Here is a 24,573-nt window from a genome sequence, read left to right as displayed (position 1 = left end):
CGAAGCGATGACAGACCGCACATACCTCGTCCAGCGGCTTCTGGATCCACAGCAGGTCATCGTCTTCGACGGCGCGATGGGAACCATGCTCTACTCCCGCGGCGTGTTCATCAATCAGTGTTATGACGAGCTCAACCTCCGTTCACCAGATCTCGTTCGGGCAGTTCACGCCGAGTATGTGAAAGCCGGCGCAGATGTAGTTGAGACGAACACTTTCGGCGCGAGCCGCACCAAGCTCACACCCTACGGACTCGAATCGCAGGTAATCGAGATAAACCGCGCCGCCGCTACGCTCGCTCGTGAAGCTGCCGGCGACAACGTGCTCGTCGCCGGAGCTGTCGGCCCACTGGGAATCCGCCTCGAGCCATACGGTCCCACGTCACTCGAAGAAGCACGCGAAATTTTCGCTGAGCAGCTGCGGGGACTGAAAGACGGTGGCGCAGATTTCTTCCTGCTCGAAACGTTTGGCGATCTTTCCGAAATCGAACAGGCAATTCTTGCTGCGCGATTGGTCGACCAGGGAATGCCGGTGATAGCCCAGATGACGATTGGCGTAGACTGCCTTACGCCCTTCGGTGACTCCGCCGAGGATATCGCGCAGTCGCTCGATGCATTCGGTGCTGACATTCTCGGGCTCAACTGTTCAGTGGGCCCGCAGACGATTCTCGAGGCAATCGAGAAAATGACTCGTGTCACGAGGCGCAAGCTCAGCGCTCAGCCGAACGCAGGAATGCCTCGTGAAGTCGGGGGGCGCAGCATGTACATGGCGAGTCCCGAATACATGGGGACCTACGCCGCTCACCTGGTTCGGGGAGGCTCGCGAATCGTCGGTGGATGCTGCGGAACAACACCTGAACACATCGCGGCAATGGTCGAAGGCATTCGACCGCTTTCTCCCCGTCAGGCGAGAGTGCCGATGAGGAAAGCGGTCGGCCTGGGAGGTAGCGCCGCGCCACCCGGCGACAAGGGGGTGGATCCCATCCCTCTCGAGCAACGATCGCGCTTTGGCGGAAAGCTCGCGCGCGGTGAGTTCCTCACTTCTGTAGAGATCGTCCCGCCCCGCGGCGTCGACGCGAGCAAGATGCTCCGCGACACAGAAGCTCTCAAGCTCGCGGGAGTAGATGCCGTCAATGTCCCCGATGGTCCCCGCGCGCAAAGTCGTATGGGAGCCCTTTTAACCAGCCTGCTGATCGAGCAGAAAGTCGGCATCGAAACGGTCACCCACTACTGCTGCCGCGACCGCAACCTGCTCGGCATGCTCTCCGACCTGCTGGGGGCATCTGCAATCGGGCTCCGGAACATGCTCATCATCACCGGCGATCCGCCGAAAATGGGACCATACCCGAATGCCACCGCGGTATTTGACATCGACGCGATCGGCCTCACCAATCTCGTCAACAAGCTGAACCACGGCCTCGACCCGGGCGGCAATTCCATCGGCGCACCAACCTGCTTCACGATTGGCGTTGGTGTGAACCCCGGCGCGATCGATCTCACTCACGAGCTCCGGCGCTTCACGTGGAAAGTCGAAGCTGGGGCCGAGTACGCGATTACGCAGCCGGTGTTCGACGTGGAACAGCTCGAGGCGTTCCTGGAGAAGCTCGATGGCAACAGGATTCCGATCATTGCGGGAATCTGGCCTCTAGTCTCAGTGCGTAACGCTGAATTTCTCGCCAACGAGGTTCCCGGCGTCACCGTTCCCGATCACGTCATATCGCGCATGCGCCGCGCGAATGACAAGTCGAAGGAGCACGGAGTTCAGGAAGGAATCGCTATCGCCCGCGAAATGCTCGATCGAGTGCGCCCCTCGGTGCAGGGAGTCCAGGTTTCGGCGCCATTCGGCAAGGTCGAACTGGCGCTGGAAGTCTTCAAAGAGACGCTGACCGGCAGCGCGGCTTAACCGGCGGTGGCATCTGTGTCCGTGTGGTGTCCAGGTGTGTCCATCTGTGACATCCGTGCTATTCTGTGTCATCTGTGGTTGAGGCACTCTGGAACTGCCAGTAACTCCGACCCGCACTCCGGGTACAACTGACGTGGCTCATCTCCGCACGTTCGTCATCATACGGCGCCTGCTGCCGTTAGCGTTTTCCTTTGCTCGCGATTTCCGCCGATGGATCGTCGCTGGCGGTTCAACACCGCGCGATGCCGTATTCCATCAGCGTCGAGCCCTGCAACTCGTCACGACCCTCGTCTCACTCGGCCCCACCTTCGTAAAGCTCGCGCAGGTCTTTGGCTCCCGCCCCGACGTCGTACCGGAACCATACCTCACCGCACTCGGCTCGCTCACCGACCAGGTGCCCGCAGTTCCCTTCGAGGACATTGAGCGTGAACTCGTCGCGAGCTACGGACAACACCCCGATGAGATCTTCGAAGGGCTCGGACGCGAGCCGCTCGCCGCAGGGTCACTTGGCCAGGTCTATCGTGCGCGACACGACGGCGCCGAAGTCGTCGTCAAGGTTTTGCGCCCGAATGTGGAAAGCCTCGTCGCCATGGACATCCGCGCCGTTCGTCGCCTGATCGATATTGTCTCCGCCCGCTGGTCGAATCCGCATCTCACCGCGTTCCGCGTCGTTGTCGATGAGTTTGCGCTGCGCATCGGTGAGGAGATGGACTTTCGGCAGGAGGCAGCGTACGCAACGGCCATCGGTGAAAGCTTCGCCGGTAATCCACGCGTCCTCATTCCCCGAATCGTCCCTGCACTTACCCGTCAGCGCGTCGTCGTGATGGAGTACATGCAGGGCACCCGCGTCGACGCACTCGCCCCGCTCATTGCAGATGGCCTTGTCAAAGGCGAGCAGGTTGTCGAAGCTGTCGTAGAGGCCTACATCCAGATGATGCTTGTCGACGGACTATTTCACGCCGACCCACACGCCGGGAATCTCCTCGTCACCGATGATGGCAGGCTTGTGTTGCTCGACTTCGGAATGGTGGTTCGGGTTGATCCGACGCTCCGTCAGCAACTCATCCGAACCGCCCTTGCGGCAGTGTCGCGTGACGCAGATGGGGTCATCAAAGGGTTCTTCGAGCTTGGCATTGTAGAGCCTGGAACCGATGTTACTGTCATCCGCCGGCTGGTCGACGTGTTGCTGCAGATGGCGTTCGAAGGGATTGCGTCAGCTGAGATTGCGAATCGAATGCTTACCGATCGCACGCTTGCGGACGACGTGATGCGGACAATCTATGACTGGCCGATCGTGCTGAGGGGAGAGCTGGTGTTCTTCGGCCGCGCCGTGGCGCTGATTGAAGGCATCGGCGCACGGTACGTGCCGCGGTTCAATCCGGTGAACTTTGCCGGCCCACTGATTTTGCGTCACCGCCGGGCGTTCTTCGCGGCGATGGGAAGCGATACGATCGCCCGTGAGCACATCGCGGTTCTCATTGCGCAACTGGCCGGCGACATAGGCCGCGTGATCCTCCACGCGACTCGGCAGATTGCGGGAGTGGTCGCAAGCGGCCTGCCCGCGCTGCTGGCCCCATTCAGCGCCTGGGTCGACCCGCCGAAGCAAATTCCCCCGGCGCACCTGCCTCCACTTTCCCCTGCCTCGCCTTCCGAACATCTTCCAGTGATATGAAAGCAATTCTCCTTGTCGATCACGGATCGCGCAAACGTGAGGCGAACGACATGCTCGTCTGCATGGCTAATCTCGTTCAGGCCATGGCGGGCCCGGATGTCATCGTCCGGCTGGCGCACATGGAGTTGTCTGAACCATCCATCGGTGCCGGTTTCAGCAGCTGCGTCGAAGCCGGCGCTACAGAAGTCACGGTCTTCCCCTACATGCTGTCGCCGGGCCGGCATTCGACATCCGACATTCCACGGATAGTTGCTGAGACGGCCCGAACTCATCCCAGCGTCACATTCACTGTCACTCCGGCATTCGGAGTGCATGAAAAACTCGGCGAAATAATACTCGGTCGCGCTGGTATCCCCACCGCGCCCGGGCTTGCCTCGATTAATGCCGACCAATGCTGGGATCCTGCATGCTCCCAGACTCTCTGTGGAGACGCCTGTCGCGCGAAACAACCTGCTGCCGCGGAGGATATGTGGAGCACCAACCTGCGATGACAATTTTACTCATGCGCTGCGCACTGGTTCTTATCGCTTTCACAGTCAGCGCCTGCGCCAGCGGCACGCCGTCCACTTCGCAACGACAGCGGGATATCATCTTTGACGACAAGGTAGGAACCGTCAGGACCGACGCCAACCCCGGGGGTTCGGCTGTCGCAGTCCCCGCCACCCCGGACAGGACGTGGAACGCGATACTCGGGGCCTATTCGATGATCGGTGTCGAGGTGAAATATCTCAATCGTCCTGCCGGTGAACTGGGTAATCGCAGTGTCGTCATTTCGCGGCGGATAGGGACTGGCGAAGTGTCCCGGTATCTCGATTGCGGAATCGATCCCTTCGCTGGACAGCAAGCCAACGCGTATCCCGTCAGAGTGTCTCTCGTTACGCGAATGTGGCCAGACCCTACCGGTATGAAGATCGAGACCAAATTCAGCGGATCGATGACCAAGCCGGGCGCGGGGGCTACTGTGCATTGTTCGTCCACCGGCTCCCTCGAGAGCCTCATTGGCGTTGCGGTGGTTAAGCTCAGCGCTGCGCCCCCTGCATGACGACCGATCTCGAAGTCGCGCGCACCGCGCTGACAGTTCTCTCCGAAGAGGAAGAGATGTTCCGCGACGCGGTTGCAGGTTTTGCCGAGGAATCCGTGCGGCCGATCGTGATGGAGATGGAAAATGCGGCGAAGATTTCGCCATCGCTGATCCCGAAATACTTCGAGCTCGGTCTTATGGGAATCGAAGTCCCCGAGGAATACGGCGGTGCTGGCGGATCGTTGTTCATGGTGACGCTCGCTATCGAGGCTATCAGCCGTGTCGATGCGTCCGCGGCGATCCTCTGCGACGTACAGAACACTCTCGTCAATTATCCGATAAACCGCTACGGCACTGAATTACAGAAGTCGAAGTATCTGCCGCGTCTTACATCCGACACCGTCGGCGCGTATGCACTATCCGAATCCGGCTCGGGATCTGACGCATTTGGCCTGGCCTGCCGCGCCGACAAACAGGGTGACAAGTGGATCCTCAACGGCCAGAAGTTGTGGATCACCAACGGCGCCGAGGCCGGGATTTACGTGGTGTTTGCGAACGCCAACCCGTCGTCCGGATACAAGGGGATTACAGCTTTTATCGTCGAGCGGGAGTTCAGGGGATTCAGCGTTGGCAAGAAGGAAGACAAGCTGGGTATACGCGCCTCGAGCACTGTTGAGCTTCTACTCGACGATTGTGAAGTCCCGGAGGAAAATGTCCTCGGGCCGGTTGGCCAGGGCTACAAGATCGCAATCGAGACGCTCAACGAAGGACGTATCGGGATCGGCGCACAGATGATCGGCGTCGCGCAGGGTGCCCTCGACGCCGCGGTACGATATCTCAATGAGCGGAAGCAATTCGGGAAAGCGCTGTCCGAGTTTCAGGGTGTCCAGTTCCAGGTGGCCCAGGCGGCAACCGAGCTCGAGGCGGCACGTCTCATGGTGTACAATGCATCGCGCCTCAAGGATGCTGGCCGCGACATCGCCCGTGAGGGTGCAATGGCAAAATTATTCGCGTCGCAGGTTTGCGAACGTGTGACCTCACTTTGCGTCGAGCTCTTCGGCGGATACGGATACACGAGGGATTATCCGGTCGAGAAGTTCTACCGTGACGCGAAGATCGGCGCGATCTACGAGGGCACGTCCAACATGCAGCTGCAGACGATCGCCAAAGCAGTTCTGAAGCGTTGACCACCGGACAATGACAATCATCCCACGATCGCGGTCGCAAGAGCTAGCTTCGCCGCATGTCCTGCATGTCCTGCATGTCCTGCATGCCCGGCATGCCCGGCATGCCCGGCATGTACGACCACGAGGCTCGCGCTTTCTTCCGCTCCTTCTGGTCGTCGCTTGCGCCATGACCGCGTCCGCGGCAACAGCGCCCGTGTCGTCGCAGGTTCCGGCTGCTGAATACACGGCCCGTCGGTCGGCCCTCATCCAGGGTTTGCCCGACGGGATCGTGCTCGCCCTCGGTTCCGCAGCACCGGTGGAAGACTACATCAATTTCTTCCAGAACTCTCCATTCAGCTACCTCACCGGATTCAGTGAGCCGGATGCCGCGCTGGTGATGGTAGTGCGCAAAGGCGCAGTGGCCGGGAAGCCCATCATTTTCGTCGCGCCGAGCAATCCTGCTCGTGAAGTGTGGGAGGGACGGCGGCTGGGGGTTCAGGGAGCGATTGCAAAGTATGGATTCGATGCAAGACCATCGTCCGCATTGCCCTCGGTTATCGATTCACTCTACGCCTCCGGTGCCGCCAAAGCGCTGCATGTCGTTGGAGATTATCGCGCCAATCGGGAGATAATGACGCGCGACGATCAGCTCGTATCCGCGATCGCTGGCCGCAACCAGGGCGTAACCGCGCAATCGATTACCGCGAGAGTCAACGCTGGCCGCAGAGTGAAAAGCGCGGCGGAGCTCGGATTTATCCGGAAAGCGGTCGCGATCACCGTCGATGCGCATCGCGAGGCGATGCACGCGATGGAACCGGGCATGAACGAGTTCGAGATTCAGGCACTCGTCGAATACACCTTTCGGCGGAATGGCGCGGACCGGCCGGGGTTCGGATCGATACTCGGTTCCGGACCGAATTCGACCACTCTTCACTATAACGCCAACGACCGTTTCATCGAGCGCGACGACGTCATCGTCATGGATATCGGCGCTGCCTACCTCGGCTACTCGGCCGATATTACGAGGACGATTCCGGCCGACGGCACATTCTCTCCGGTTCAGCGGGACATTTACACAGCCGTTCGTGACGCGCAGGCCGCAGCTGAACGTGTAGCGGCAGTGAACAAACCCTACGCAGCCCTCGTCTCGGCGGCTCAGGCCTCGTTGTCGGCATCTCTGGCGCGGATAGGGCTGATTGAAGCTGCAGGCGCGACGTACGATTGCGGCGCCCCCGGGACCCAACCATGCAGCCAGCTGTCACTGTTCTACATGCACGGGCTTGGACACCCGATAGGTCTGGATGTGCACGATCCGGGTGAGGACAATCTTGTTGCCGGAAGCGCTTTTACCATCGAGCCCGGGATTTACGTGCGCGAGAATCTGCTCGACATCATTCCGAAGACACCGCGCAACCTGGCGATGATTGCGAGAATTCGCCCCGCCGTGGAAAAGTACCGGAACATCGGCGTACGGATCGAGGACGACTACATCGTTACGCCGGCCGGCGTTGAGTGGATATCGAAAGCGCCACGGGAGATTCCGGAGATCGAGGCAATCATGCGCGAGCCCTGGACCGGACCCAGCTCGCGGGATGCAGGCAAAGTGGAATGGTACCGGGCTACCGGGCGTTAATCGAATATCAGAAACTCGCTGTAAGTAGTGCTGTTCACCGGGGCGCGGCGCCACCTGCCCATCCGGCCCCATTCAGCAATCCGTTGCGAATCCTTACCGCCTTCACAGTGGCATTCGTCACTGCGATCAGCCGCCTGCGTTCCGACGTCGTGAACTTCGCCGGCGCCGTGAACGTCAGCATCTCGGTGCCTCGTCTCACTTGCACCGCGATCGTTCCGCCCGGCGGAACGGCCGCGTACTTGTCATTGAACTTTTGCGCGAAGGTCGGATCTGAGACCGTAAGTCCTCCGATCGACACCAGATAATCCCCGAGCTTCACGCCAGCGGTGTTACCAGGACCGCCAACTATGACCTGCACTACACGTGCACCTTGATCGTCCGCCGAGACGGAAACACCGAGAGAGGGCTGCACCGACGATTCGACAAGCAGCCGCAACCCTGCGAGCGGCAGAATGCTGTCATATGGAAACGGGTCGCGCCCATCAACGTACCGCCGCTCGAACTCCGCAAACGATCTGCCTCCGGCTGCCCGCGAGACAGATGTCCACCAATCCGAGTTCGAAAAACCCAGGCCACGTTTATATGTGCTCCCATACAATTCCCGCATCACGGTGTCGAGCGATCGCTGGTTGTCGCTTGCATCACGGATTGCGATGTCCAGAAGCAGACCGGCGAGCGAGCCCTTGTCGTAGTAGAGGTCCGACGTTCCGTTCACCGGGCTGATCCAGGCCGACAGCGACGCATCCTCGAGCGCAGTTGGAATTGCCTGACGCACGTTTTCGATCTTTGCTATCGTGGCTGCATAAAACCCCTCAGGCGTGATGACCCTCGCACGCACTCCGGTAAGATCTGCATAATAGTCGGTGACACCTTCGCTGATCCACAGCAGCGGAGTTGGCTGTGGCCTGTCATACACGTAGGGCACGAGGTCTGCAGGCCGCAGGCGCTTCACGTTCCAGGCATGAAAAACTTCGTGCGCGTAAAGAGATGCCAGCGCGGGGTTGCCAACGACTATTGGCGAGACGATGTCGAGATGCGAGTTCTGATGCTCCAGCCCGGCAGCGGCGCCGCTCGGGAAATCAGGGTCGGAGACCTGAAGAAGCGTGTAGGTATTCCAGGGCACTTCACCGAAAATCGCAGCTTGCTGAGGGACGATCTTCGACATCTGGCTGAACATGACTGTGCGGACCGCGGGTGTTACGCTTCCAATTGGGTAGGTCGCGATGCGGAATTGCTTCCCGGCGGCCTGAGCACTGTCAACGTCGAAGCGGCCGACGAAAAAAGGCATATCCACCAGATCGTGGTAGCTCGAGGCAGCGTAAGTGCGCGGCGAGCCAGTGGACGTCATTCCGGTAATCACCCGCCAGGCCGGCTCGGTTCTCACACTCACCGTCGCCACGAAGTCGGTTCCCTGCCCCTCGGGATACAGAAACAGATTCGTCCCGTTGAAAAAGGCGAAGTTGGGCCTGGTCCACGACAGCGCGGTGTCGAGAGAATCCGCACGATAGTCGAACGCCACCGTCACGTTACCCGGTCCCGCCGCCTGGATGCGCCACGTGTCCGGGTCAGTCTTGTCCCAGTCGAGCGAATCCAATCCCGACCGCGCTCCGAAGCGGGAGACATACCTGGCGAAGTTGCCGATCGTATATGATCCAGGTGTCCACGACGGCAGGGACAGCAGAACCTCTCCGGCGGAACTCGTGGTGAACGACATCCTGACGGCGATGGTACGCGAGAGAGCCGTCGTCGAATCGAATGTGACATCGTAGCGGATTGCCGAGATTGGCATCGAGACCTGGGAGCCCGTCTGGGCGCGGGCCGCCGTCTCAGCGCGCGGCGGGCCCTGCGCGAAAGCATCGATGGCGAAAAATACGGACGCCGTGAGCGTGGTAAGGGTCAGCAGGATGTGTTTCACTCCAATACGTTACAAGCCTGCGGCGGGCAGTGCCATATTCGCCCTGTGCCCCGCCACGAATCACCCGTCTCACCCGACAAACCGTGCTTCACGTATGGAGCTCCGCGCGATACACATTTCCGCTGCCCGGGGGGCACCGGTTTCCGATCGAGAAATACGCGATGATCCGGGATCAGGTGCTCGCGGAAGGGATCACCCGGTCCGATCACCTGCACGATCATCCCGGCCGCGCATCCGTCGAAGACCTGCTGCGGGTACACACGAGCCGGTACGTCAACGCAATCACCGGTGGAACTCTCACTGTTGCGGAACAGCGGCTCATCGGGCTGCCCTGGTCGAGCGAGCTTGCCGAGCGTTCGCTGCGAGCGACGGGTTCGACATGCGAGGCCGCACTGCACGCGCTCGATGCCGGCATTGCAATGACGCTTGCTGGAGGTACTCACCACGCATTCGCCGATCACGGCGAGGGTTACTGCATTTTCAACGATGTGGTCGTCGCGACCCGGATGCTACGGGCGCGACGACGAATCACGCGAGTGGCAGTAATCGATCTCGACGTTCACCAGGGCAACGGAACTCATGAGCTGTTCACGGACGACGCTGATGCGTTCACGTTCAGCATGCATGGGCGAAAGAACTATCCGTTCAGAAAGATCGCGGGTTCGCTCGATATAGAACTGGACGACGGTGTCGGTGACGACGTGTATCTCGCCCTGCTCGAGAATGCATTGCCGGGCGTAATCGGATCTGCAAATCCGGACCTGGTTTTTTACCTCGCCGGCTCCGACACCCATGAAGGCGATCGGCTTGGCAGAATGAAACTGACGTTCGACGGATTGCTGCGGCGGGATGTGATGGTGTTCGAAAGTTGCCGGGCTGTTGGAATTCCTGTCGTCGCCGCAGTCGCGGGCGGGTATGGGAACTACATTGGAGACACCGTGCAGGTCCACGTCAACACTGCGCGGGTCGCGAGTACCTACGCCTGAGCATGACAACCCCTTTACGCGGGCAATGTGGCCGACCTCCTGAAAAGAGCTTACCGATGATTCACAGATCGCTCACGCAGGCAACAACCTTCGCTCTGGCAGTGCTTGTGACTGGCTGCGCGACGGCGCGTCCCCACGTTTCCGGTCTTTCCCCCGCAGATTCAACTGCGATTCGCAGTGATGTCCTGTTCCTGGCGAGCGACGCGCTCGAGGGACGCGGGACGGGAACTCCTGGCAACGACAGTGCAGCCGCCTGGATTGCGCGGCGTTACGGGAAGCTCGGCCTTATCCAGCCATTCCCCGGATACATCCAGCGGTTTGACGCCCGGTCGGCACAGGATGCCCATCAGGGAGCCACCCGATCCCGCGCCACCCAGAATGTCGTCGGGATTCTTCGCGGGACAGACCCGTCATTGCGAAATCAATATCTGGTTGTCGGCGCCCACTTCGATCACCTCGGTCGGTCCAGCGAATCTTCGCTGGATCCCGGCGCGACCGACGCAATCCGCAACGGCGCCGACGACAATGCATCCGGTACTGCCACCGTTCTCGAACTGGCCCGCCTCCTCGCTGCCAATCCGCCACGCCGATCCGTAATCTTCATCGCCTTCAGCGGCGAGGAGCTTGGACTTCTTGGCTCACGATGGTTCGTCGAAAATCCGCCAGTTCCGCTGTCCAGCATCACAGGCATGCTGAATTTCGATATGGTCGGCAGGCTGCGCGACGACAAGCTCATCGTCTACGGCACCGCGACGGCCACCGAGCTCCCCGAGCTTCTTCGGACAGCCAACATCGGAGCCGATGCACCACTCAAGGTCACCGGAATCGGTGACGGATTCGGTCCCTCCGACCACAGCTCATTCTACGGAAAGGATATCCCCGTTCTACACTTTTTCACCGATCTTCACGACGATTATCACCGAGCCACGGACGACGCAGACAAATTCAACGCCGGGGGTACCGCGCGCGTGGTCGATCTCGCGCACCGCGTGACCCGCGCAATGGCGGACCGGCCGGCCCGTCTCGCCTTTGTCCGTTCGGTCGGCCCGCCGGCATTGACGGGTAACCGCGCGGCCTCCCAGACATACCTTGGCTCGATTCCCGACATGGCCGCTGGGAGCACACCGGGACTGCGCCTGACAGGAGTGCGCGCGGGGAGTCCCGCGGACCTCGGAGGTCTCAGAGCCGGCGATCTCATCGTTGATTTCGGCGGCTCGCCGGTGAAGGATCTCTACACGTACACCGACGCCCTCTACGCACACAAACCGGGGGACGCAGTGAAGATCATCGTGCTGCGCGGGAGCGAGCGCGTTCAGCTGATGATCACACTCGGCAAACGCGGAGGGTAGAACCACGGCACCTTTGGCCATCCCTGCGCCGCGTGAATCGGGATTTACAACTACAACCGAAGAGCCGCTTTACTGGGCGGCCTACGGTCCGCAGGGAGCCCGGCGCCTGCTCGTTCTTCATGGCGGTCCCGGCGCGCATCACGATTACCTGCTGCCGCAGATGCTCCACCTTGCCAGACGTTACGATGTCCTTTTCTACGACCAGCGCGGAGGCGGACGATCGCGGGCGGCCGCCGGTGCGGACATCAGCGCGGCAACGCACGTCGCCGACCTGGCTGCGATCATCGCCGAATTTTCGATCGATCCGGTGTCGATCGTCGGGTACTCGTGGGGCGGGATGCTTGCGCTTCTCTACCTTCTCGAAACGAGACGCGATGCATCGTTGCGTCTGCCTGCCAGCCTTGCGCTCATCGATCCGGCACCGCTGGCGCGCGACTACCGGCGCTTGTTCGAAAAGGAATTTGCCACGAGGCAGGATGGCCCGCGGATTCGCGCAATACGAGACGAACTCGAAGCATCGGGGATCAGAGAAACCGATCCTGCCGCCTATAGGGCGCGAACGTTCGAGCTCGCCGTTGCTCCCTACTTCGCCGACCCCGGTAACGCGGTGAATCTCACGCCATTCCGGGTGACTGGCCGGGTAATGCAATCGGTCTGGTCAAGTCTTGGCGCGGAGTACAATCTCATTTCTGAGCTGCAGCCCGCTCATTGCCCGACGCTGTTTGTGCACGGACGTGATGATCCCATTCCCTTGGAGTCATCCATTGAGGGCGCCGAGGCGATGAGTGCCGAGCTCGTCCTGCTGGACGACTGCGGGCATGTTCCGTACGTTGAACAGCCCGGCCGGTTGTTTGCGGCGCTGGACAAATTCCTCGCCGCGCAAGACCCTCAGTGACCTGCGGCAAGAGATGTCAGATTTCGGCGTAATCCAGCATCACCTGTCGCCGGTCGAGATGGATGGGAAGCCAATCACTGTTTCCCTCCGCATCGCGTACGATGGCATCGAGCATATCGGCCGGCTGCTTTTCTCTGACCCGGAAACCGGCGAAGGAATACCCGACCACGGCGCGATTCCCGGCCGTACTGTCGAGAAGGCGATCGATTTTGCACGGCGGCTGAATGCCGACGTACCCACCGTTACCATCGCGCCCGCGCTGACAAACGCCGGTATACGTCACTCCGCAGAGCCACCGACGAGATGCTGATGAAGATCAAGTATATGAACCGGGTCTCAATCAACATGCGAAACGGACTGCTGGATCACGAAGGCGCGAAACAGGAAATCAAGCTGATCCAGCGGCGACTTCATGAGATGATCGACAGGCTTCCCAGTCGCGCGGGGATGGAGGGCTAGCAGAGGGCTGGCAGGCGTATATTGCGGTATGGACTCCCGCACTGCTGCCCATTTCCTTGCGCAGATCGGCGCGCTTCTCGAGATTGACGGCGGTCCGCGATTCAACGCTCGCGCATACCGGAATGCCGCTCGCGCCATACTGGCTCTCGGCGCCGATGATCTCGGACCGCTGATCGCGTCAGGTGAGCTGATGGCCACTCCAGGAATTGGGCCGGCCACGCTGTCAGTAGTTGAGGAATTGCTCGAAAGCGGTGAGTCGAGCTACCTGAGACGTCTCATCGAAGCAACGCCCCTCGGTCTCATCGAGATGGCGCGCGTTCCCGGACTCAGCCCTGCGAAGGTGCACTTGATCCATGGCTCACTGGGGATTGAGACCATTGGCGAGCTGGAGCAGGCGGCGCTCGACGGGCGGCTGGCAAAGCTGCCTCGGTTCGGTGCGAAGACGGCTGGCCGGGTGCTCAAAGGCATCGAGTTTCTTCGACGGTCCGGGGGCCGCACGCTTTATCACCGCGGACTGGAGCAGGCCGTGGCGATGCGAAACAGCGTCCTGGCTCATCCCGACGTTTCAACCGCAGTCATCGCCGGCTCGGCAAGGCAGCACTGCGAGACCATCGGTGAGGTGCGTGTGGTTGCCGTCTGCCGAGGCGATCCGGCTGAAGTTGCGCATTCCTTCGGCAACGCAATGCCAGTGATGGAGTCATCGACCACAGTCTTGCCTGGCGAAGCGACAATCTCAATTCGTTACGTGGACGAGGCGCGTCTCAGGCTCACCTGTGTTTCGCAGGGAAACGCGGGAATTCCAGTCTGGCGCGAAACCGGCAGTGCGGTGCACGTCACACAAATGCGCGAGTACGCGGCTGAGCGCGGCATGACCTTGACGGATTCGGCATTGATGGATGCATCGGCGCAAATGATTCCTCTTGCCACGGAAGCGGAGCTTTTTGCAGCGCTCGATCTGGACGTTATTCCCCCTGAGCTACGCGAAGGAATGGGCGAGATCGAGGCGGCGGCGGCAAGGTCGTTGCCGGCCCTGCTCACGAGCGAGGACATTCTTGGCGTTCTGCACTGCCACTCCACCTGGTCGGATGGTTCAGCGAGCATCGCAGAAATGGCGGGCGCGGCCCGCCGGCGCGGCTGGACCTACCTTGGGGTAACCGATCATTCCCAAGCCGCGTTTTATGCCGGTGGGATGAAACGCGACGAGGTTCTGGAGCAGCATGAGGAGATCGATAAGCTCAACTCCGCGGCGCCGGAGTTTCGGATTCTCAAGGGCATTGAAGTTGACATCCTGAGCGACGGCCGTCTCGACTACGATGATGACACGCTAGACCTTTTCGACTTCGTGATCGGCTCCGTGCATTCCCGCTTCAGCATGGGTGTCGGAAAGATGACGGCTCGCGTGCTGGCCGCGATGGAAGATCCGCGGCTGACGATACTCGGGCATCCTACCGGACGATTGCTGCTGTCGAGGGAAGGATATCCCATCGATCTCGATGCGGTTATCGAGCGGGCAGCCGAGACCGGCGTGGCCCTCGAGCTCAATGCTGATCCGCACCGGCTCGATCTCGACTGGCGTGAGTTGGGCAAGGCCAGAGAACGAGGCGTCATCATCGAGATTGGACCTGATGCGCACTCTGAAGCCAGTCTCGACAATGTTCACATTGGAGTGGGCATCGCCCGCAAAGCGTGGCTGCGAGCCTCCGACGTTCTCAACGCTATGCCCGCAGAGCGTGTTCTGGCAGTCGCTCGTGCGAGGAAGAGTCAGTGAAGAACCCCGCGTCCGCGGGACAGATTCCGCGTCGACCACGGAAAAAACGTGGTGCGGCGCTCAAGGCCTACGCGCTCGACACACTCGCACGCCTCAGGCGGGAGTATCCGGATGCCCATTGCGAGCTTGACTTCGAGTCTCCGCTTCAACTGCTCGTAGCGACGATACTCAGCGCTCAATGCACCGACAAGCGGGTGAACCTGGTGACACCCGCCTTGTTCAAGGCGTTCCCCGATGCTGACTCGCTGGCGACTGCCGAGCCGGCGGTCGTGGAAGACCTTATTCGCAGCGCGGGTTTTTTTCGAAGCAAGACCAGAAGCCTTCTCGGAATGGCCGCTGCTGTAACCGCGCGACACGGCGGTGTCGTTCCTTCGACCATGGAAGATCTTGTCGAGTTGCCCGGCGTAGGGCGCAAGACGGCGAACGTATTGCTCGGTAATGCGTTTGGTATGAATGAAGGCGTCGTCGTCGACACTCATGTCGGGCGACTGGCCGTTCGGCTCGGCCTTACCAACGAGACAGACCCGGTCAAGGTCGAGAAAGCACTGATGCCTCTTTTCCCGCGTGAGGAGTGGGCGTTGCTCTCTCACCTGCTGATATTTCACGGCCGGCGAATCTGCCTCGCCCGCAATCCGAAGTGTGCCGCGTGCATCCTTAACGACACCTGCCCGTCCAGCCGGGTTTGATGTTATCATTCAGCCAACTTTCCCCGAATAAATGACCAGATACGCAACGATCGAGACCAACCGCGGGACGATGACCGCCGAGCTTTACGACAAGGAAGCGCCGAATACCGTCGCCAATTTCGAGACGCTGGCCAATAAGGGTTACTACGATGGAATCAAGTTTCATCGTGTCATCGAGGACTTCGTGATTCAAGGGGGCGATCCCAACTCCCGTGAGTATCCCGAAGGAGATCGCCGGATTGGCACAGGCGGTCCCGGATACAAGATTGACTGTGAGACAGCCGGTAATCCGCATCGTCACGAGGTTGGAGCGCTGTCGATGGCCCATGCCGGCAAGAATACCGGCGGCAGTCAGTTCTTCGTGGTATTGAACGAAGGAAACACCCGCCATCTGAATGGCGTCCACACCGTTTTCGGCCAGGTAACTGAAGGCCTTGAAGTTGTGAAAACCATTAAGGCCAATGACACGATGACGAAGGTTCGTGTCTCTGACAGTGCCGGCGAGGCGAAAGAATAGTGTCGACGGCCGCGCCAAAGAGCACGGATCTTGGTGCTGCACTTTCCGGCCTGGTTCTAGGGGGTTCCGTTATTTTTCTGTTGATGCTCCTCGTGGTCTGGCTCACCAATTCGAGCTTCGCCAATCGCGAAGGCCACGGAGCGGCAGCATCGCCTCCCGGTGCCGCCGCTCCGCCCGGTAAATTGGCGCACTAGAGGTCCTTCGAGGCAGGAACGCCTGAAGCGTTCCAACACGAAGCAGATGGCGAGCGTAATGGGTGTAACACCACATGATCCGCTATCTCTGCGACCGCCACTCAACGATTGAACGATCCGGCACGTATTCCCAATGAGGAACGCGCGCTGGCCGTTGCTGCCCGCGCAGGCGATCACGACGCTTTCGCAGGGCTGGTTCGCCTGCACCAGCGACGCGCATACCTGGTGGCTCGTGCAATTGTCACCGTCCACGAAGATGCAGAAGACGCGGTTCAGGACGGTTTTGTCCGGGCATTCCAGGCTCTCGACCGGTTCGATCCGGATCAGGCATTCGGGGCGTGGCTCAACAGGATTGTCGCGAACGCCGCACTCGATCTTTCGCGGCGGCGGAAAGTGCGCACTACCGAGGAACTGCACGACGCTCTTCAATCACGTTTTCGCGATCCGGGCGAAGACGCGGAGTTACGAACCCGCCTCGCAGAAGCGCTGGCCCAGCTTCCCGATAGAGCAAGGTCAGTGATCGTGATGCATGACGTGGAAGGATTTACCCATGTGGAGATCGGCGAGATGCTCGGCATTCCGGGCGGAACCGCGAGGTCCGATCTTCACCACGCGCGACAGAAGTTGCGGGTTTTATTGAACGATCTGAGAGGCCAGTGATATGACTGATGAGCTGAAATTTCCCGGTCCGTCCGGGTGGAACGGAAATCAGGGTGATGACGAGCGGGATAAATACGGCCGCCTGCCCAATCCGCTGCTTCAGCTGATGCGAGATGCTTACGCTCCTCCGGTGGCAGACGCGGAGGGGGCTGCCTACTGGAACGGGCTCCAGGAGCGGATCATGACTCGCGCCAGCGCAGCAGGGCTGGCAGGGGCCGATAGCCCGTGGTGGTCCGTGCTCGGCGCGTGGGCGCAAACGGGCCTGATCGCTGCGGCTGCGATCTTCGCCGTTGCCGGCGTCATCAATCAGCGCGTGAGCGACAACGACTCTCAGTTCGTCTACGAATCAGTGGTGCAGCCCGCGACACCGGAGAGTCTGTCGGCGCCGGTCGATCTTCTGAGCGCCCCGGCAGGCTCGCGGAGCGACGCTACTCTCGGCTTCGTTCTTTCCCATTAAGGCAACGACACACATGCAACGCTCGAAAAGTTACGCGCTCATGTTTCTGCTGGGCGCTTTCATTGCAGGAGGCGCGATGGGCTTCACCGCCGATCGCGTGATCTCGCGCGATCAGCCGGGTCACCGCGGTGGTGGCCGCCATTCCATGAGTCGAATGGCCAAAGAGCTCGACCTTACACCGGATCAGCGTGTTCAGTTCGATTCGATCATGACCAACCGCCGCCGCCAGATGCATGAGCAATTCAAGCCGTTCCAGGCCCAGATGGACTCCATGGAACGAATCGGTAAGACGCTCAGCGACAGCACGCACGCCCAGATGATGCGCGTGCTCGAGCCTGGACAGCAGGTAAAGCTGGAAGCAATGCGGGCGCGGAGCCGGAAAGACGCCGCGGCGAAACGTGCACGCTGGAATTCAGGCAAAGACCGGGCTAACCACAAACCATGATCAGAAGCATCGCAGTGTTACTCGTAGCATCGATCCCTCTCGCTTCTTTGCGAGTTGCGGCGCAGCAAGTTGCCGATACGTTTGCTGTGCAAATCTCGCTTGCCGAAGCAGTACGAATGGCGCAACAAAATTCGCCGTCAACCGTGCAGGCGCGTGGCGCGATTCGTACTTCAAACGCCGCCGTCAAGCAGTCTTTCGCTGCCTTCCTGCCCAGCTTGTCGCTGTCTGCCGGAACCTCGAACCAGCGTGGCGACAGGTTCGATACACAGGGCAACCTGGTGCCATTTACCGGTCAGCCGACAAACTACTCAACCGGTCTCAACGGCAACCTGCAACTTTTCGATGGCGGTCGCAGGTATTTCGACTTGAACGGATCCAGGGCGGACGTGGACGCGGCTGAGGCCGGCGAGACGGTACAGCGCTATCAGGTCGCGCTCCAGGTCAAGCAACAGTATTACAATATTCTCGCCGCGCGGGAATCCGAGAGCGCAGCCCTCGCCCAGATCGAACAGACTACACAGCAGCTCCGCTCCGCTTCGATCAGGCTTCGCGCCGGTGCCGCCACGCTCTCCGATTCCCTGCGCTCGGTAATTCTGCTGGGCAACGCGCGGCTTTCGCTGTTGAATGCCCAGAATAATCTGAGCCTTTCGAACGCGACCCTGACGAGGCTTGTGGCGTCGCCGCGGCCTGTGACCGCGGTTGCCTCGGACACGATCGATCAGGCAGTAACCATTCCGGCGATCGCCGAGCTGGAGCGCTATGCCCTCGAGGCACCAGCGGTACTGCAGGCCGATGCGCAGCTCACTGCCGCGCGTGCCGCGGTGAGATCGGCGAAATCTTCGTTTCTGCCAACTGTGAACATGAGCTTTCAGCGGGGCGGCAGCGGACTCGATCCACGTTTTGGCGTGGGCGATAAACGGTATGCGTATAACCAGAACGTCAACTTCAGTCTGCAGTTTCCCCTGTTCAACAACCTGAATCGTGAAGTGAATGTCGCGCGGGCGGCTGTCGCCGAGGACAATGCCGTGGTTTCGTTGCGTGATTCGAAGTTCCTCGCGCGCCAGACACTGGTACAGTCGCTCAATCAGATGAGCACCGCCCGACAGCAGGTGGAGATCCAGCTGTCGTCCGTAGCCGCCGCGCTCGAGGATCTTCGCGTGCAGCAGCGGAGGTACGAACTCGGCGCGACGACGCTGCTCGATCTGCTTACATCACAAACACAGTTGGACCAGGCGCGAACGTCACTGATCAGGGCGCGCTATGACTACCGCGTGGCGAAGGCGCAGCTGGAAGCGCTTATCGGCCGTGACATCCAGGAATAAAATTGAAACGGAATATCATCATCACGCTTGCAGCATTCGCTGTACTGGCGTGTTCGAAAAAGAAGGACGAAGGTTTGACAATTCCCATCGAGCCGGTAACGCGACAGACCATCGTTGTCGATGCGCAGGCGACGGGAGTCGTAGAGCCGATCAACGTGATCGAGGTCAAGGCCAAATCTTCGGGGCAGATCGTGGCAATGCCTGTCGAAACGGGGACGCTGCTCAAGCAGGGCGATCTTCTGGTGCAGCTCGATACCCGCGATACGCGCAACGCGTACGCGCAGGCAAAAGCAGATGTGGATGCGGGGAACATCAAGCTCCAGGTGTCACGTCGCGCGCGCGATCGCGCAAGCGAGTTGTTCCGCGAGCGCATCATCACCTCGGGCGAGAACGAGGCAGCGCAGGTGGATTACGCGAATTCCCAGGCATCGGTTCTCCGAAATCGCGCCTCGCTTGACTTGAGGGCGCAGTCGCTCGAGGAAGCAACGGTCCGTGCACCGGTGGGCGGGACGGTCATCGAGAAGACAGTTTCACTCGGACAGGTAATCGCGTCAGGAACCGGATCCTTCGGAGGTGGCACGACGATCCTGAAGATGGCCGATCTCACGAAGGTAAGGGTGCGCGCGCTCGTGAACGAGACCGACATTGGCAAGGTCCGAGCGGGACTGTCGGCAACGGTGATGGTCGATGCGTTCCCGGATCGGCCCTTCGTTGGGACAGTGGAGAAGATCGAGCCGCAGGCGACAGTTCAGCAGTCGGTGACGATGTTCCCAGTCCTCGTGAGCATCGACAATCGGGCCGGTCTGCTCATGCCGGGCATGAATGGCGAGGTTTCCATCCAGGTCGAGCGGCGGGAGAACGTCATCGCTGTTTCGAACGATGCAGTGCGAAGTCCGAACGAGATCGTGTCGGTTGCGACACTGCTCGGCCTCAACGCCGACTCAGTGCGCGCCCAACTCCGGGCCGCGCGCGGCAACCGCGGCGGAGCGGAAGGTCGCGGCGGCGCCAAAGCTGGCGGAAGGGCAGATGCGGGTGGAGCTCAGCCAGGGGCGAGCGCTATTCCAGTCAGCGATCAGGGCCCATCTGCGCAGGGTGAAAGAGGTGCGACGCCTGAAGTTACCGACAAGCAATGCGCGGATGTGACCGCCGCACTCGCGAAAAAACCGGAGATCCGGACTCGCGTCGCGGAATTGAGGACGCGAATGCAATCGGGGGATCTCGACCGGCAGGCGATGCAGGCGGAGATGCAGAAAATCTACACAGCCGCCGGGCTCGATGCCGGCGTGGTTCGAGCCTGCAATTTCCGGGAGCGCGGTGAGCGCGGACAGCAAAGCAGAAGTGGCGGTTCGCCGCAAAGGGGACCGGGAGGCCGGTCACCACAGGGCAGTCAAATGGAACAGGGCGGTGCCACCGGTGAGAACGGCGGGTCGCCCAGTGCGGCGGCCGGGATGGGCCGCGGCCGTCCGCGCGGACGAACCGCAATGGTGTTCACTGTGAAAGACGGCAAGTACACGCCGAAAGTCGTACGCCTCGGTGTCAATAACTTCGACTACTCGGAAGTGCTCAGCGGGCTCAATGAGGGTGAGCAGGTTGCCATCCTGAATGTCGCGGCGATGCAGGCAAAACAGGCGAACGAGCTGGATCAGATGCGTGGACGGACCGGAATGCCAGGCATGCAGCGTCAGCCCAGCGGGCAGGGCGGACCGGGTGCACCCGGTGGTGGTGGCGCGGGTGGAACGCCGGGCGCGCGCGGCAGCGGTGGTCAACGCGGTGGTGGCTTCTGATGACACTTCCCACGCGACAGATCGAGGCCCGCGAGGCGGAGATTTCCGAAAGGCCAAATGCGGCGTTGCCACAGACCAGAACGCCGTTCGATGGCTCGCGGCCAAAGGCGGGCGGCGTGACGCTGGTGAAGGAGATCGTGCTCGTCGCACTCGGGGCCTTACGCGCGAACAAAATGCGGTCGTTCCTGACAATGCTCGGCATCGTAATCGGGGTAGCTGCCGTAATTGCCATGGTGGCGATTGGCAAGGGGGCGCAGAAGTCCATCAGTGACCGCATTGCCGGCCTGGGAACGACGCTGCTGCAGGTGCGGCCGGGCGCGCGTCGCGGCTTCGGCGTCGCAACCGAGAACAATGAAAAACTCACCATGAGGGATGCCGAAGCTCTGCGCGACCGCGGACAATTCTTCGCCGCTGTCGGCCCGGAGATGACGAAGCGAATGATGCTCCAGTTTGGAAGCCTGAACGCGTTGACGCAGATAACGGGGGCTGGGGCAAACTATCTGGATGTCCGCAAATACACCCTGGCTGCCGGACGGATGTACAACGAAGCAGAGGAAGCCGGCATGCGGCGTTTCGCGATCGTCGGGTCAGCGGTGATCGACAATCTCGGTTTGCAAACGCCTGAGGCTATACTGGGAGAACTCGTGAGAATCGGCGGTGTGCAGTTCGAGGTGATCGGCGTGCTGGCGTCCAAAGGTCAAACCGGTATGGGCCAGAATCCCGACGACTTCGTTCTGATCCCGATCACCACGGCGCGATACCGGGTGATGGGTACCGACCGTCTCAATTCCATAGCGGTGCTGGCTGCATCAGAGGAGCAGATTCCCGAAGCACAGGCGGAAATTCAATCGATCCTGCGCCGCGAGCACCGGCTCACGCCGGAGAAGAAAGACGATTTCGATATTCGTAATCAGGCGGAATTTCTCAATACCTTTGCAGAGACGACGAAGACATTCACGTTCCTGCTTGCTGGTATAGCGGCAGTGAGTCTCCTTGTGGGCGGCATCGGAATCATGAACATCATGCTGGTGTCCGTCACCGAGCGCACCCGCGAGATCGGCATACGTAAAGCGCTTGGCGCGACGAAAGGTGCCATTCTGTTTCAGTTTCTCATCGAGGCGATCGTGCTCTGCCTTCTCGGCGGAATAGTCGGGGTGGTACTTGGCGGCGGCGGTGCGGCTCTCCTCAACAAGCTCGGCGGATTCAATACGCAGGTCGATCCATCGTCCGTGCTGCTCGCCTTCGCGTTCTCGGCGGGCGTCGGTATTCTCTTTGGCGTCTGGCCGGCCCGCCGCGCGGCATCCCTCGACCCGATCATCGCGTTGCGCTACGAGTAGCACGACGTTGCTGCAACAACGGCGTATCTGCCGGCGCGGAGCCGGCGGGTACAGCGAAAAGCGGCCCTCGTAAAAACGAGAGCCGCTTTTCATTCAGTTCATTTGTCCGCTGGCGTGCTAGACTGCGTCGTCGACGTTTTCTTCGGCCTTGCCGAAGTTCTTCTTGATCTTGCCCTTCAGCTCTTCGGCGTGACCCTTAATGTGCTCACTCTGGTTGTCAGTCGCATCGCCCACCTTTGCGCGCGCATCGCCTTTCATCTCTTCCATCTTTCCTTCGGCCTGGTTTTCCATCCCGCGCTGCTTGAGGTCTTTGTCCATGGTAATTCTCCGCTGCAGACAAACATGAATTGAATCGGCCGCCATTTGCGGCAGGGTGGTAAATAGCAAGCGATGTGCCGTGAATTTCCGGCAACAACTTCTGGCCTTGCGGCGGACGGCACGCTAATTGAAATTCCGCAGGCTTTGCGGCCATCATTTCCTCATCTGTGCGACCTCCCTCTGGGGCAAACACATCAGCACGCACTCACAGACTGATCCTAGCGGGAGCCGTCTTCGCAGTCTTGCACTCGTTGCAATCGGTGTCGTGTACGGCGACATCGGTACGAGCCCGCTATACGCGATCCGCGAATGCTTCAAGCATGAAAACGGCTTGGCAGTAACACCCCCTAACGTCTACGGCATTCTGTCGCTGATTGTCTGGGCATTGATCATTGTAGTGAGCATCAAGTACATCGTTTTCATCCTTCAGGCCGACAATCGCGGCGAAGGCGGTGAGCTGGCGCTGCTGGCGCTGATTCTCCAGCAGCAGCGGCGGGACGGCGACGGCCGCCGCCGGCTCATTATCACCGCGCTCGGCTTGATCGGTGCCGCGCTGCTATACGGCGACGGGCTGATTACGCCCGCAATGTCGGTTCTCGGCGCCACCGAGGGACTGAAAGTCATAACGCCGCGCTTCGGCGTCTTTGTCGTTCCGGCCACCCTGGTGATCCTGTTTGGGCTTTTTCTCGTGCAGAAGAAAGGCACCGCAAAGGTGGGCCGCATCTTCGGGCCGGTAATGGTTATCTGGTTTCTCGTCATTGCATCGCTCGGGGTCAAGGAGATAGTGGCTTCTCCCGGAATTTTTCTCGCGGTCAACCCTCTCCACGGCATCCGTTTCTTTCTCAACCACGGATTCATCGCGTTCGTCGTTCTCGGCGCAGTCGTACTTGTGGTGACTGGCGCAGAGGCATTGTACGCTGACATGGGTCATTTCGGGCGCAAGCCGATTCGGCTGGCGTGGTTCGGGCTCGTCCTCCCCGCCCTCCTGCTCAACTATTTCGGACAGGGAGCGCTGCTGCTTCGGGATCCGACGGCGGCCGAGAATCCGTTTTTCATGCTTGCGCCACGCGTGCTGCTATACCCATTGATTGCACTGGCTACACTCGCCGCCATCATCGCTTCACAGGCGCTCATTTCCGGTGCGTTCTCCATCACGAAGCAGTGTGTGCAGCTTGGTTACAGCCCGCGGGTGACGATAGTGCAGACCTCGGAGACCGAGCACGGTCAGATTTACATACCCGAGGTGAACAAGGCGCTGATGATCGGCTGTCTGCTGGTCGTCATCGGGTTTCGGTCGACTAGCGCGCTGGGTGCGGCATATGGTATCGCGGTCACCGGCTCTATGGCTATCACCACCATATTGTTTGCGACGCTGGCGCGCACCCAGTGGCATTGGAGCTGGTGGCGGCTGGGGCCGCTCGTTGCATTGTTGCTCATCGTCGATCTGTCATTCTTCGGCTCGAATGCGCTGAAGATCAAGGCTGGCGGCTGGGTGCCGATCGCGATCGCGGCAGTGATATTCACCCTCATGATGACGTGGAATCGAGGTCGGAAAATCGTGCAGGAGATACTTACCCAGGGGTCACTGCCGATCGATTTGTTTCTCGCCGATGTGGCGAAGCGGAAGCCATACCGAGTGCCGGGTACAGCGGTTTTCATGACGTCAAATCCCGATGGCGCTCCTCTTGTTCTCCTGCATCATCTCAAACACAACAAGGTGCTGCACGAGCATGTGATTCTGCTTTCCGTCCTGTCGGCAAACGTGCCGACCGTTGCACCCGACGAGCAAATCACTGCCGCAGCGCTGGGAGAAGGGTTCTCGCGAGTGACCGCCCGCTTTGGGTTTATGGAGAAAGCAAACGTAATGGATGTGCTGGAACGATCGAGAGAACTGGGCGTTGTCTCCGATGCGCGGGACACGAGCTTCTATCTCGGCAGGGAAAGGCTGCTCGCAGTCCGCAACTCGAAACTCGCCAGGTGGAGGAAAAAGCTCTACATCTTCATGTCGCGAAACTCGCGTACGGCGACAGAGTATTTCGCTATTCCCCCGAACAGAGTAGTCGAGCTCGGTGCACAAATAGAATTCTGA

Annotated in this window: 24 protein-coding genes; 22 read left to right on the top strand and 2 right to left on the bottom strand. The window is 60.4% G+C overall.

What is annotated here, in order from left to right; translation table 11 throughout:
- Positions 1-7 precede the first annotated feature (7 nt).
- The 6 genes from WKF55_00600 to WKF55_00575 all read left to right on the top strand — a co-directional run bounded on the left by WKF55_00600 (position 8) and on the right by WKF55_00575 (position 7,392).
- Entirely contained in the window at positions 8-1,900 is a 1,893-nt protein-coding gene (locus tag WKF55_00600) for a bifunctional homocysteine S-methyltransferase/methylenetetrahydrofolate reductase (protein ID MEJ7758065.1), read from the top strand.
- 133 nt (positions 1,901-2,033) lie between these two features.
- On the top strand, positions 2,034-3,572 hold the full coding sequence (locus tag WKF55_00595; GenBank protein ID MEJ7758064.1) for an AarF/UbiB family protein: 1,539 nt from the start codon (positions 2,034-2,036) through the stop codon (positions 3,570-3,572).
- A complete protein-coding gene (locus WKF55_00590) occupies positions 3,569-4,063 on the top strand; it encodes a CbiX/SirB N-terminal domain-containing protein (GenBank protein MEJ7758063.1) in 495 nt (164 codons plus the stop codon). Before WKF55_00595 ends, WKF55_00590 begins: the two co-directional genes overlap by 4 nt.
- Positions 4,060-4,614, top strand: a complete 555-nt coding sequence (locus WKF55_00585; protein ID MEJ7758062.1) for a hypothetical protein — start codon at positions 4,060-4,062, stop codon at positions 4,612-4,614. Before WKF55_00590 ends, WKF55_00585 begins: the two co-directional genes overlap by 4 nt.
- On the top strand, positions 4,611-5,780 hold the full coding sequence (locus tag WKF55_00580; protein ID MEJ7758061.1) for an acyl-CoA dehydrogenase: 1,170 nt from the start codon (positions 4,611-4,613) through the stop codon (positions 5,778-5,780). Before WKF55_00585 ends, WKF55_00580 begins: the two co-directional genes overlap by 4 nt.
- Before the next feature lie 166 nt (positions 5,781-5,946).
- Positions 5,947-7,392 (top strand): aminopeptidase P family protein, encoded by a 1,446-nt coding sequence (locus WKF55_00575; protein MEJ7758060.1) that lies wholly within the window; start codon positions 5,947-5,949, stop codon positions 7,390-7,392.
- A gap of 34 nt (positions 7,393-7,426) precedes the next feature.
- On the opposite strand, the gene WKF55_00570 is transcribed toward WKF55_00575, so the two are convergent.
- A complete protein-coding gene (locus WKF55_00570) occupies positions 7,427-9,307 on the bottom strand; it encodes a PDZ domain-containing protein (protein MEJ7758059.1) in 1,881 nt (626 codons plus the stop codon).
- 83 nt (positions 9,308-9,390) lie between these two features.
- On the opposite strand from WKF55_00570, the gene WKF55_00565 reads away from it, so the two are divergent.
- The 15 genes from WKF55_00565 (at position 9,391) to WKF55_00495 (ending at position 22,166) form a co-directional block, all read left to right on the top strand.
- Positions 9,391-10,293 (top strand): histone deacetylase, encoded by a 903-nt coding sequence (locus WKF55_00565; protein ID MEJ7758058.1) that lies wholly within the window; start codon positions 9,391-9,393, stop codon positions 10,291-10,293.
- A 56-nt stretch (positions 10,294-10,349) separates the two neighbouring features.
- Positions 10,350-11,642: a M28 family peptidase gene (locus WKF55_00560; GenBank protein ID MEJ7758057.1), complete on the top strand. Its 1,293-nt coding sequence runs from the start codon at positions 10,350-10,352 to the stop codon at positions 11,640-11,642.
- Between the two features lie 13 nt (positions 11,643-11,655).
- The gene (locus tag WKF55_00555; GenBank protein ID MEJ7758056.1) at positions 11,656-12,537 is read left to right on the top strand and encodes an alpha/beta hydrolase; all 882 of its coding nucleotides are present in this window, start codon (positions 11,656-11,658) and stop codon (positions 12,535-12,537) included.
- A 13-nt stretch (positions 12,538-12,550) separates the two neighbouring features.
- Positions 12,551-12,847 (top strand): hypothetical protein, encoded by a 297-nt coding sequence (locus WKF55_00550; GenBank protein MEJ7758055.1) that lies wholly within the window; start codon positions 12,551-12,553, stop codon positions 12,845-12,847.
- Complete coding sequence (locus WKF55_00545) at positions 12,847-12,996, top strand: hypothetical protein (protein ID MEJ7758054.1); 150 nt, start codon at positions 12,847-12,849, stop codon at positions 12,994-12,996. The genes WKF55_00550 and WKF55_00545 overlap by 1 nt, the downstream gene beginning before the upstream one ends.
- A gap of 28 nt (positions 12,997-13,024) precedes the next feature.
- Positions 13,025-14,764: a PHP domain-containing protein gene (locus tag WKF55_00540; protein MEJ7758053.1), complete on the top strand. Its 1,740-nt coding sequence runs from the start codon at positions 13,025-13,027 to the stop codon at positions 14,762-14,764.
- Positions 14,761-15,450, top strand: coding sequence for an endonuclease III (nth, locus tag WKF55_00535; GenBank protein MEJ7758052.1), 690 nt, complete (start codon positions 14,761-14,763; stop codon positions 15,448-15,450). The genes WKF55_00540 and nth overlap by 4 nt, the downstream gene beginning before the upstream one ends.
- 31 nt (positions 15,451-15,481) lie before the next feature.
- Positions 15,482-15,967 carry a peptidylprolyl isomerase gene (locus tag WKF55_00530; GenBank protein ID MEJ7758051.1) on the top strand — a complete coding sequence of 162 codons (486 nt, stop codon included), beginning with the start codon at positions 15,482-15,484 and terminating at the stop codon, positions 15,965-15,967.
- Positions 15,967-16,161 (top strand): hypothetical protein, encoded by a 195-nt coding sequence (locus WKF55_00525; GenBank protein ID MEJ7758050.1) that lies wholly within the window; start codon positions 15,967-15,969, stop codon positions 16,159-16,161. Before WKF55_00530 ends, WKF55_00525 begins: the two co-directional genes overlap by 1 nt.
- Before the next feature lie 108 nt (positions 16,162-16,269).
- The gene (locus WKF55_00520) at positions 16,270-16,821 is read left to right on the top strand and encodes a sigma-70 family RNA polymerase sigma factor (GenBank protein ID MEJ7758049.1); all 552 of its coding nucleotides are present in this window, start codon (positions 16,270-16,272) and stop codon (positions 16,819-16,821) included.
- Between the two features lies 1 nt (position 16,822).
- Positions 16,823-17,278: a hypothetical protein gene (locus WKF55_00515; protein MEJ7758048.1), complete on the top strand. Its 456-nt coding sequence runs from the start codon at positions 16,823-16,825 to the stop codon at positions 17,276-17,278.
- 13 nt (positions 17,279-17,291) lie between these two features.
- On the top strand, positions 17,292-17,723 hold the full coding sequence (locus tag WKF55_00510) for a Spy/CpxP family protein refolding chaperone (GenBank protein MEJ7758047.1): 432 nt from the start codon (positions 17,292-17,294) through the stop codon (positions 17,721-17,723).
- On the top strand, positions 17,720-19,045 hold the full coding sequence (locus WKF55_00505) for a TolC family protein (GenBank protein ID MEJ7758046.1): 1,326 nt from the start codon (positions 17,720-17,722) through the stop codon (positions 19,043-19,045). Before WKF55_00510 ends, WKF55_00505 begins: the two co-directional genes overlap by 4 nt.
- Before the next feature lie 2 nt (positions 19,046-19,047).
- Complete coding sequence (locus WKF55_00500; GenBank protein MEJ7758045.1) at positions 19,048-20,829, top strand: efflux RND transporter periplasmic adaptor subunit; 1,782 nt, start codon at positions 19,048-19,050, stop codon at positions 20,827-20,829.
- A complete protein-coding gene (locus tag WKF55_00495; protein ID MEJ7758044.1) occupies positions 20,829-22,166 on the top strand; it encodes an ABC transporter permease in 1,338 nt (445 codons plus the stop codon). Before WKF55_00500 ends, WKF55_00495 begins: the two co-directional genes overlap by 1 nt.
- 117 nt (positions 22,167-22,283) lie before the next feature.
- Here the strand turns inward: WKF55_00495 and WKF55_00490 are convergent, their stop codons facing one another.
- The gene (locus tag WKF55_00490; protein MEJ7758043.1) at positions 22,284-22,484 is read right to left on the bottom strand and encodes a CsbD family protein; all 201 of its coding nucleotides are present in this window, start codon (positions 22,482-22,484) and stop codon (positions 22,284-22,286) included.
- A gap of 127 nt (positions 22,485-22,611) precedes the next feature.
- On the opposite strand from WKF55_00490, the gene WKF55_00485 reads away from it, so the two are divergent.
- Entirely contained in the window at positions 22,612-24,573 is a 1,962-nt protein-coding gene (locus WKF55_00485) for a potassium transporter Kup (GenBank protein MEJ7758042.1), read from the top strand.

It is taken from the genome of Gemmatimonadaceae bacterium (assembly GCA_037721215.1).
GTDB lineage: Bacteria > Gemmatimonadota > Gemmatimonadetes > Gemmatimonadales > Gemmatimonadaceae > UBA4720.
Note: the sequence above shows the minus strand (reverse complement) of the source record. Positions and strands in the feature narration are given on the sequence as shown.

What these genes read in the sequence shown, in the direction of transcription:
- WKF55_00600 (MEJ7758065.1), top strand. Translation starts at nt 8, where the DNA reads ATGACAGACCGCACATACCTCGTCCAGCGGCTTCTGGATCCACAGCAG.
- WKF55_00590 (MEJ7758063.1), top strand. Translation starts at nt 3,569, where the DNA reads ATGAAAGCAATTCTCCTTGTCGATCACGGATCGCGCAAACGTGAGGCG.
- WKF55_00585 (MEJ7758062.1), top strand. Translation starts at nt 4,060, where the DNA reads ATGACAATTTTACTCATGCGCTGCGCACTGGTTCTTATCGCTTTCACA.
- WKF55_00580 (MEJ7758061.1), top strand. Translation starts at nt 4,611, where the DNA reads ATGACGACCGATCTCGAAGTCGCGCGCACCGCGCTGACAGTTCTCTCC.
- WKF55_00575 (MEJ7758060.1), top strand. Translation starts at nt 5,947, where the DNA reads ATGACCGCGTCCGCGGCAACAGCGCCCGTGTCGTCGCAGGTTCCGGCT.
- WKF55_00560 (MEJ7758057.1), top strand. Translation starts at nt 10,350, where the DNA reads ATGATTCACAGATCGCTCACGCAGGCAACAACCTTCGCTCTGGCAGTG.
- WKF55_00550 (MEJ7758055.1), top strand. Translation starts at nt 12,551, where the DNA reads ATGTCAGATTTCGGCGTAATCCAGCATCACCTGTCGCCGGTCGAGATG.
- WKF55_00545 (MEJ7758054.1), top strand. Translation starts at nt 12,847, where the DNA reads ATGAAGATCAAGTATATGAACCGGGTCTCAATCAACATGCGAAACGGA.
- WKF55_00540 (MEJ7758053.1), top strand. Translation starts at nt 13,025, where the DNA reads ATGGACTCCCGCACTGCTGCCCATTTCCTTGCGCAGATCGGCGCGCTT.
- WKF55_00530 (MEJ7758051.1), top strand. Translation starts at nt 15,482, where the DNA reads ATGACCAGATACGCAACGATCGAGACCAACCGCGGGACGATGACCGCC.
- WKF55_00515 (MEJ7758048.1), top strand. Translation starts at nt 16,823, where the DNA reads ATGACTGATGAGCTGAAATTTCCCGGTCCGTCCGGGTGGAACGGAAAT.
- WKF55_00510 (MEJ7758047.1), top strand. Translation starts at nt 17,292, where the DNA reads ATGCAACGCTCGAAAAGTTACGCGCTCATGTTTCTGCTGGGCGCTTTC.
- WKF55_00505 (MEJ7758046.1), top strand. Translation starts at nt 17,720, where the DNA reads ATGATCAGAAGCATCGCAGTGTTACTCGTAGCATCGATCCCTCTCGCT.
- WKF55_00495 (MEJ7758044.1), top strand. Translation starts at nt 20,829, where the DNA reads ATGACACTTCCCACGCGACAGATCGAGGCCCGCGAGGCGGAGATTTCC.
- WKF55_00490 (MEJ7758043.1), bottom strand. Translation starts at nt 22,484, where the DNA reads ATGGACAAAGACCTCAAGCAGCGCGGGATGGAAAACCAGGCCGAAGGA.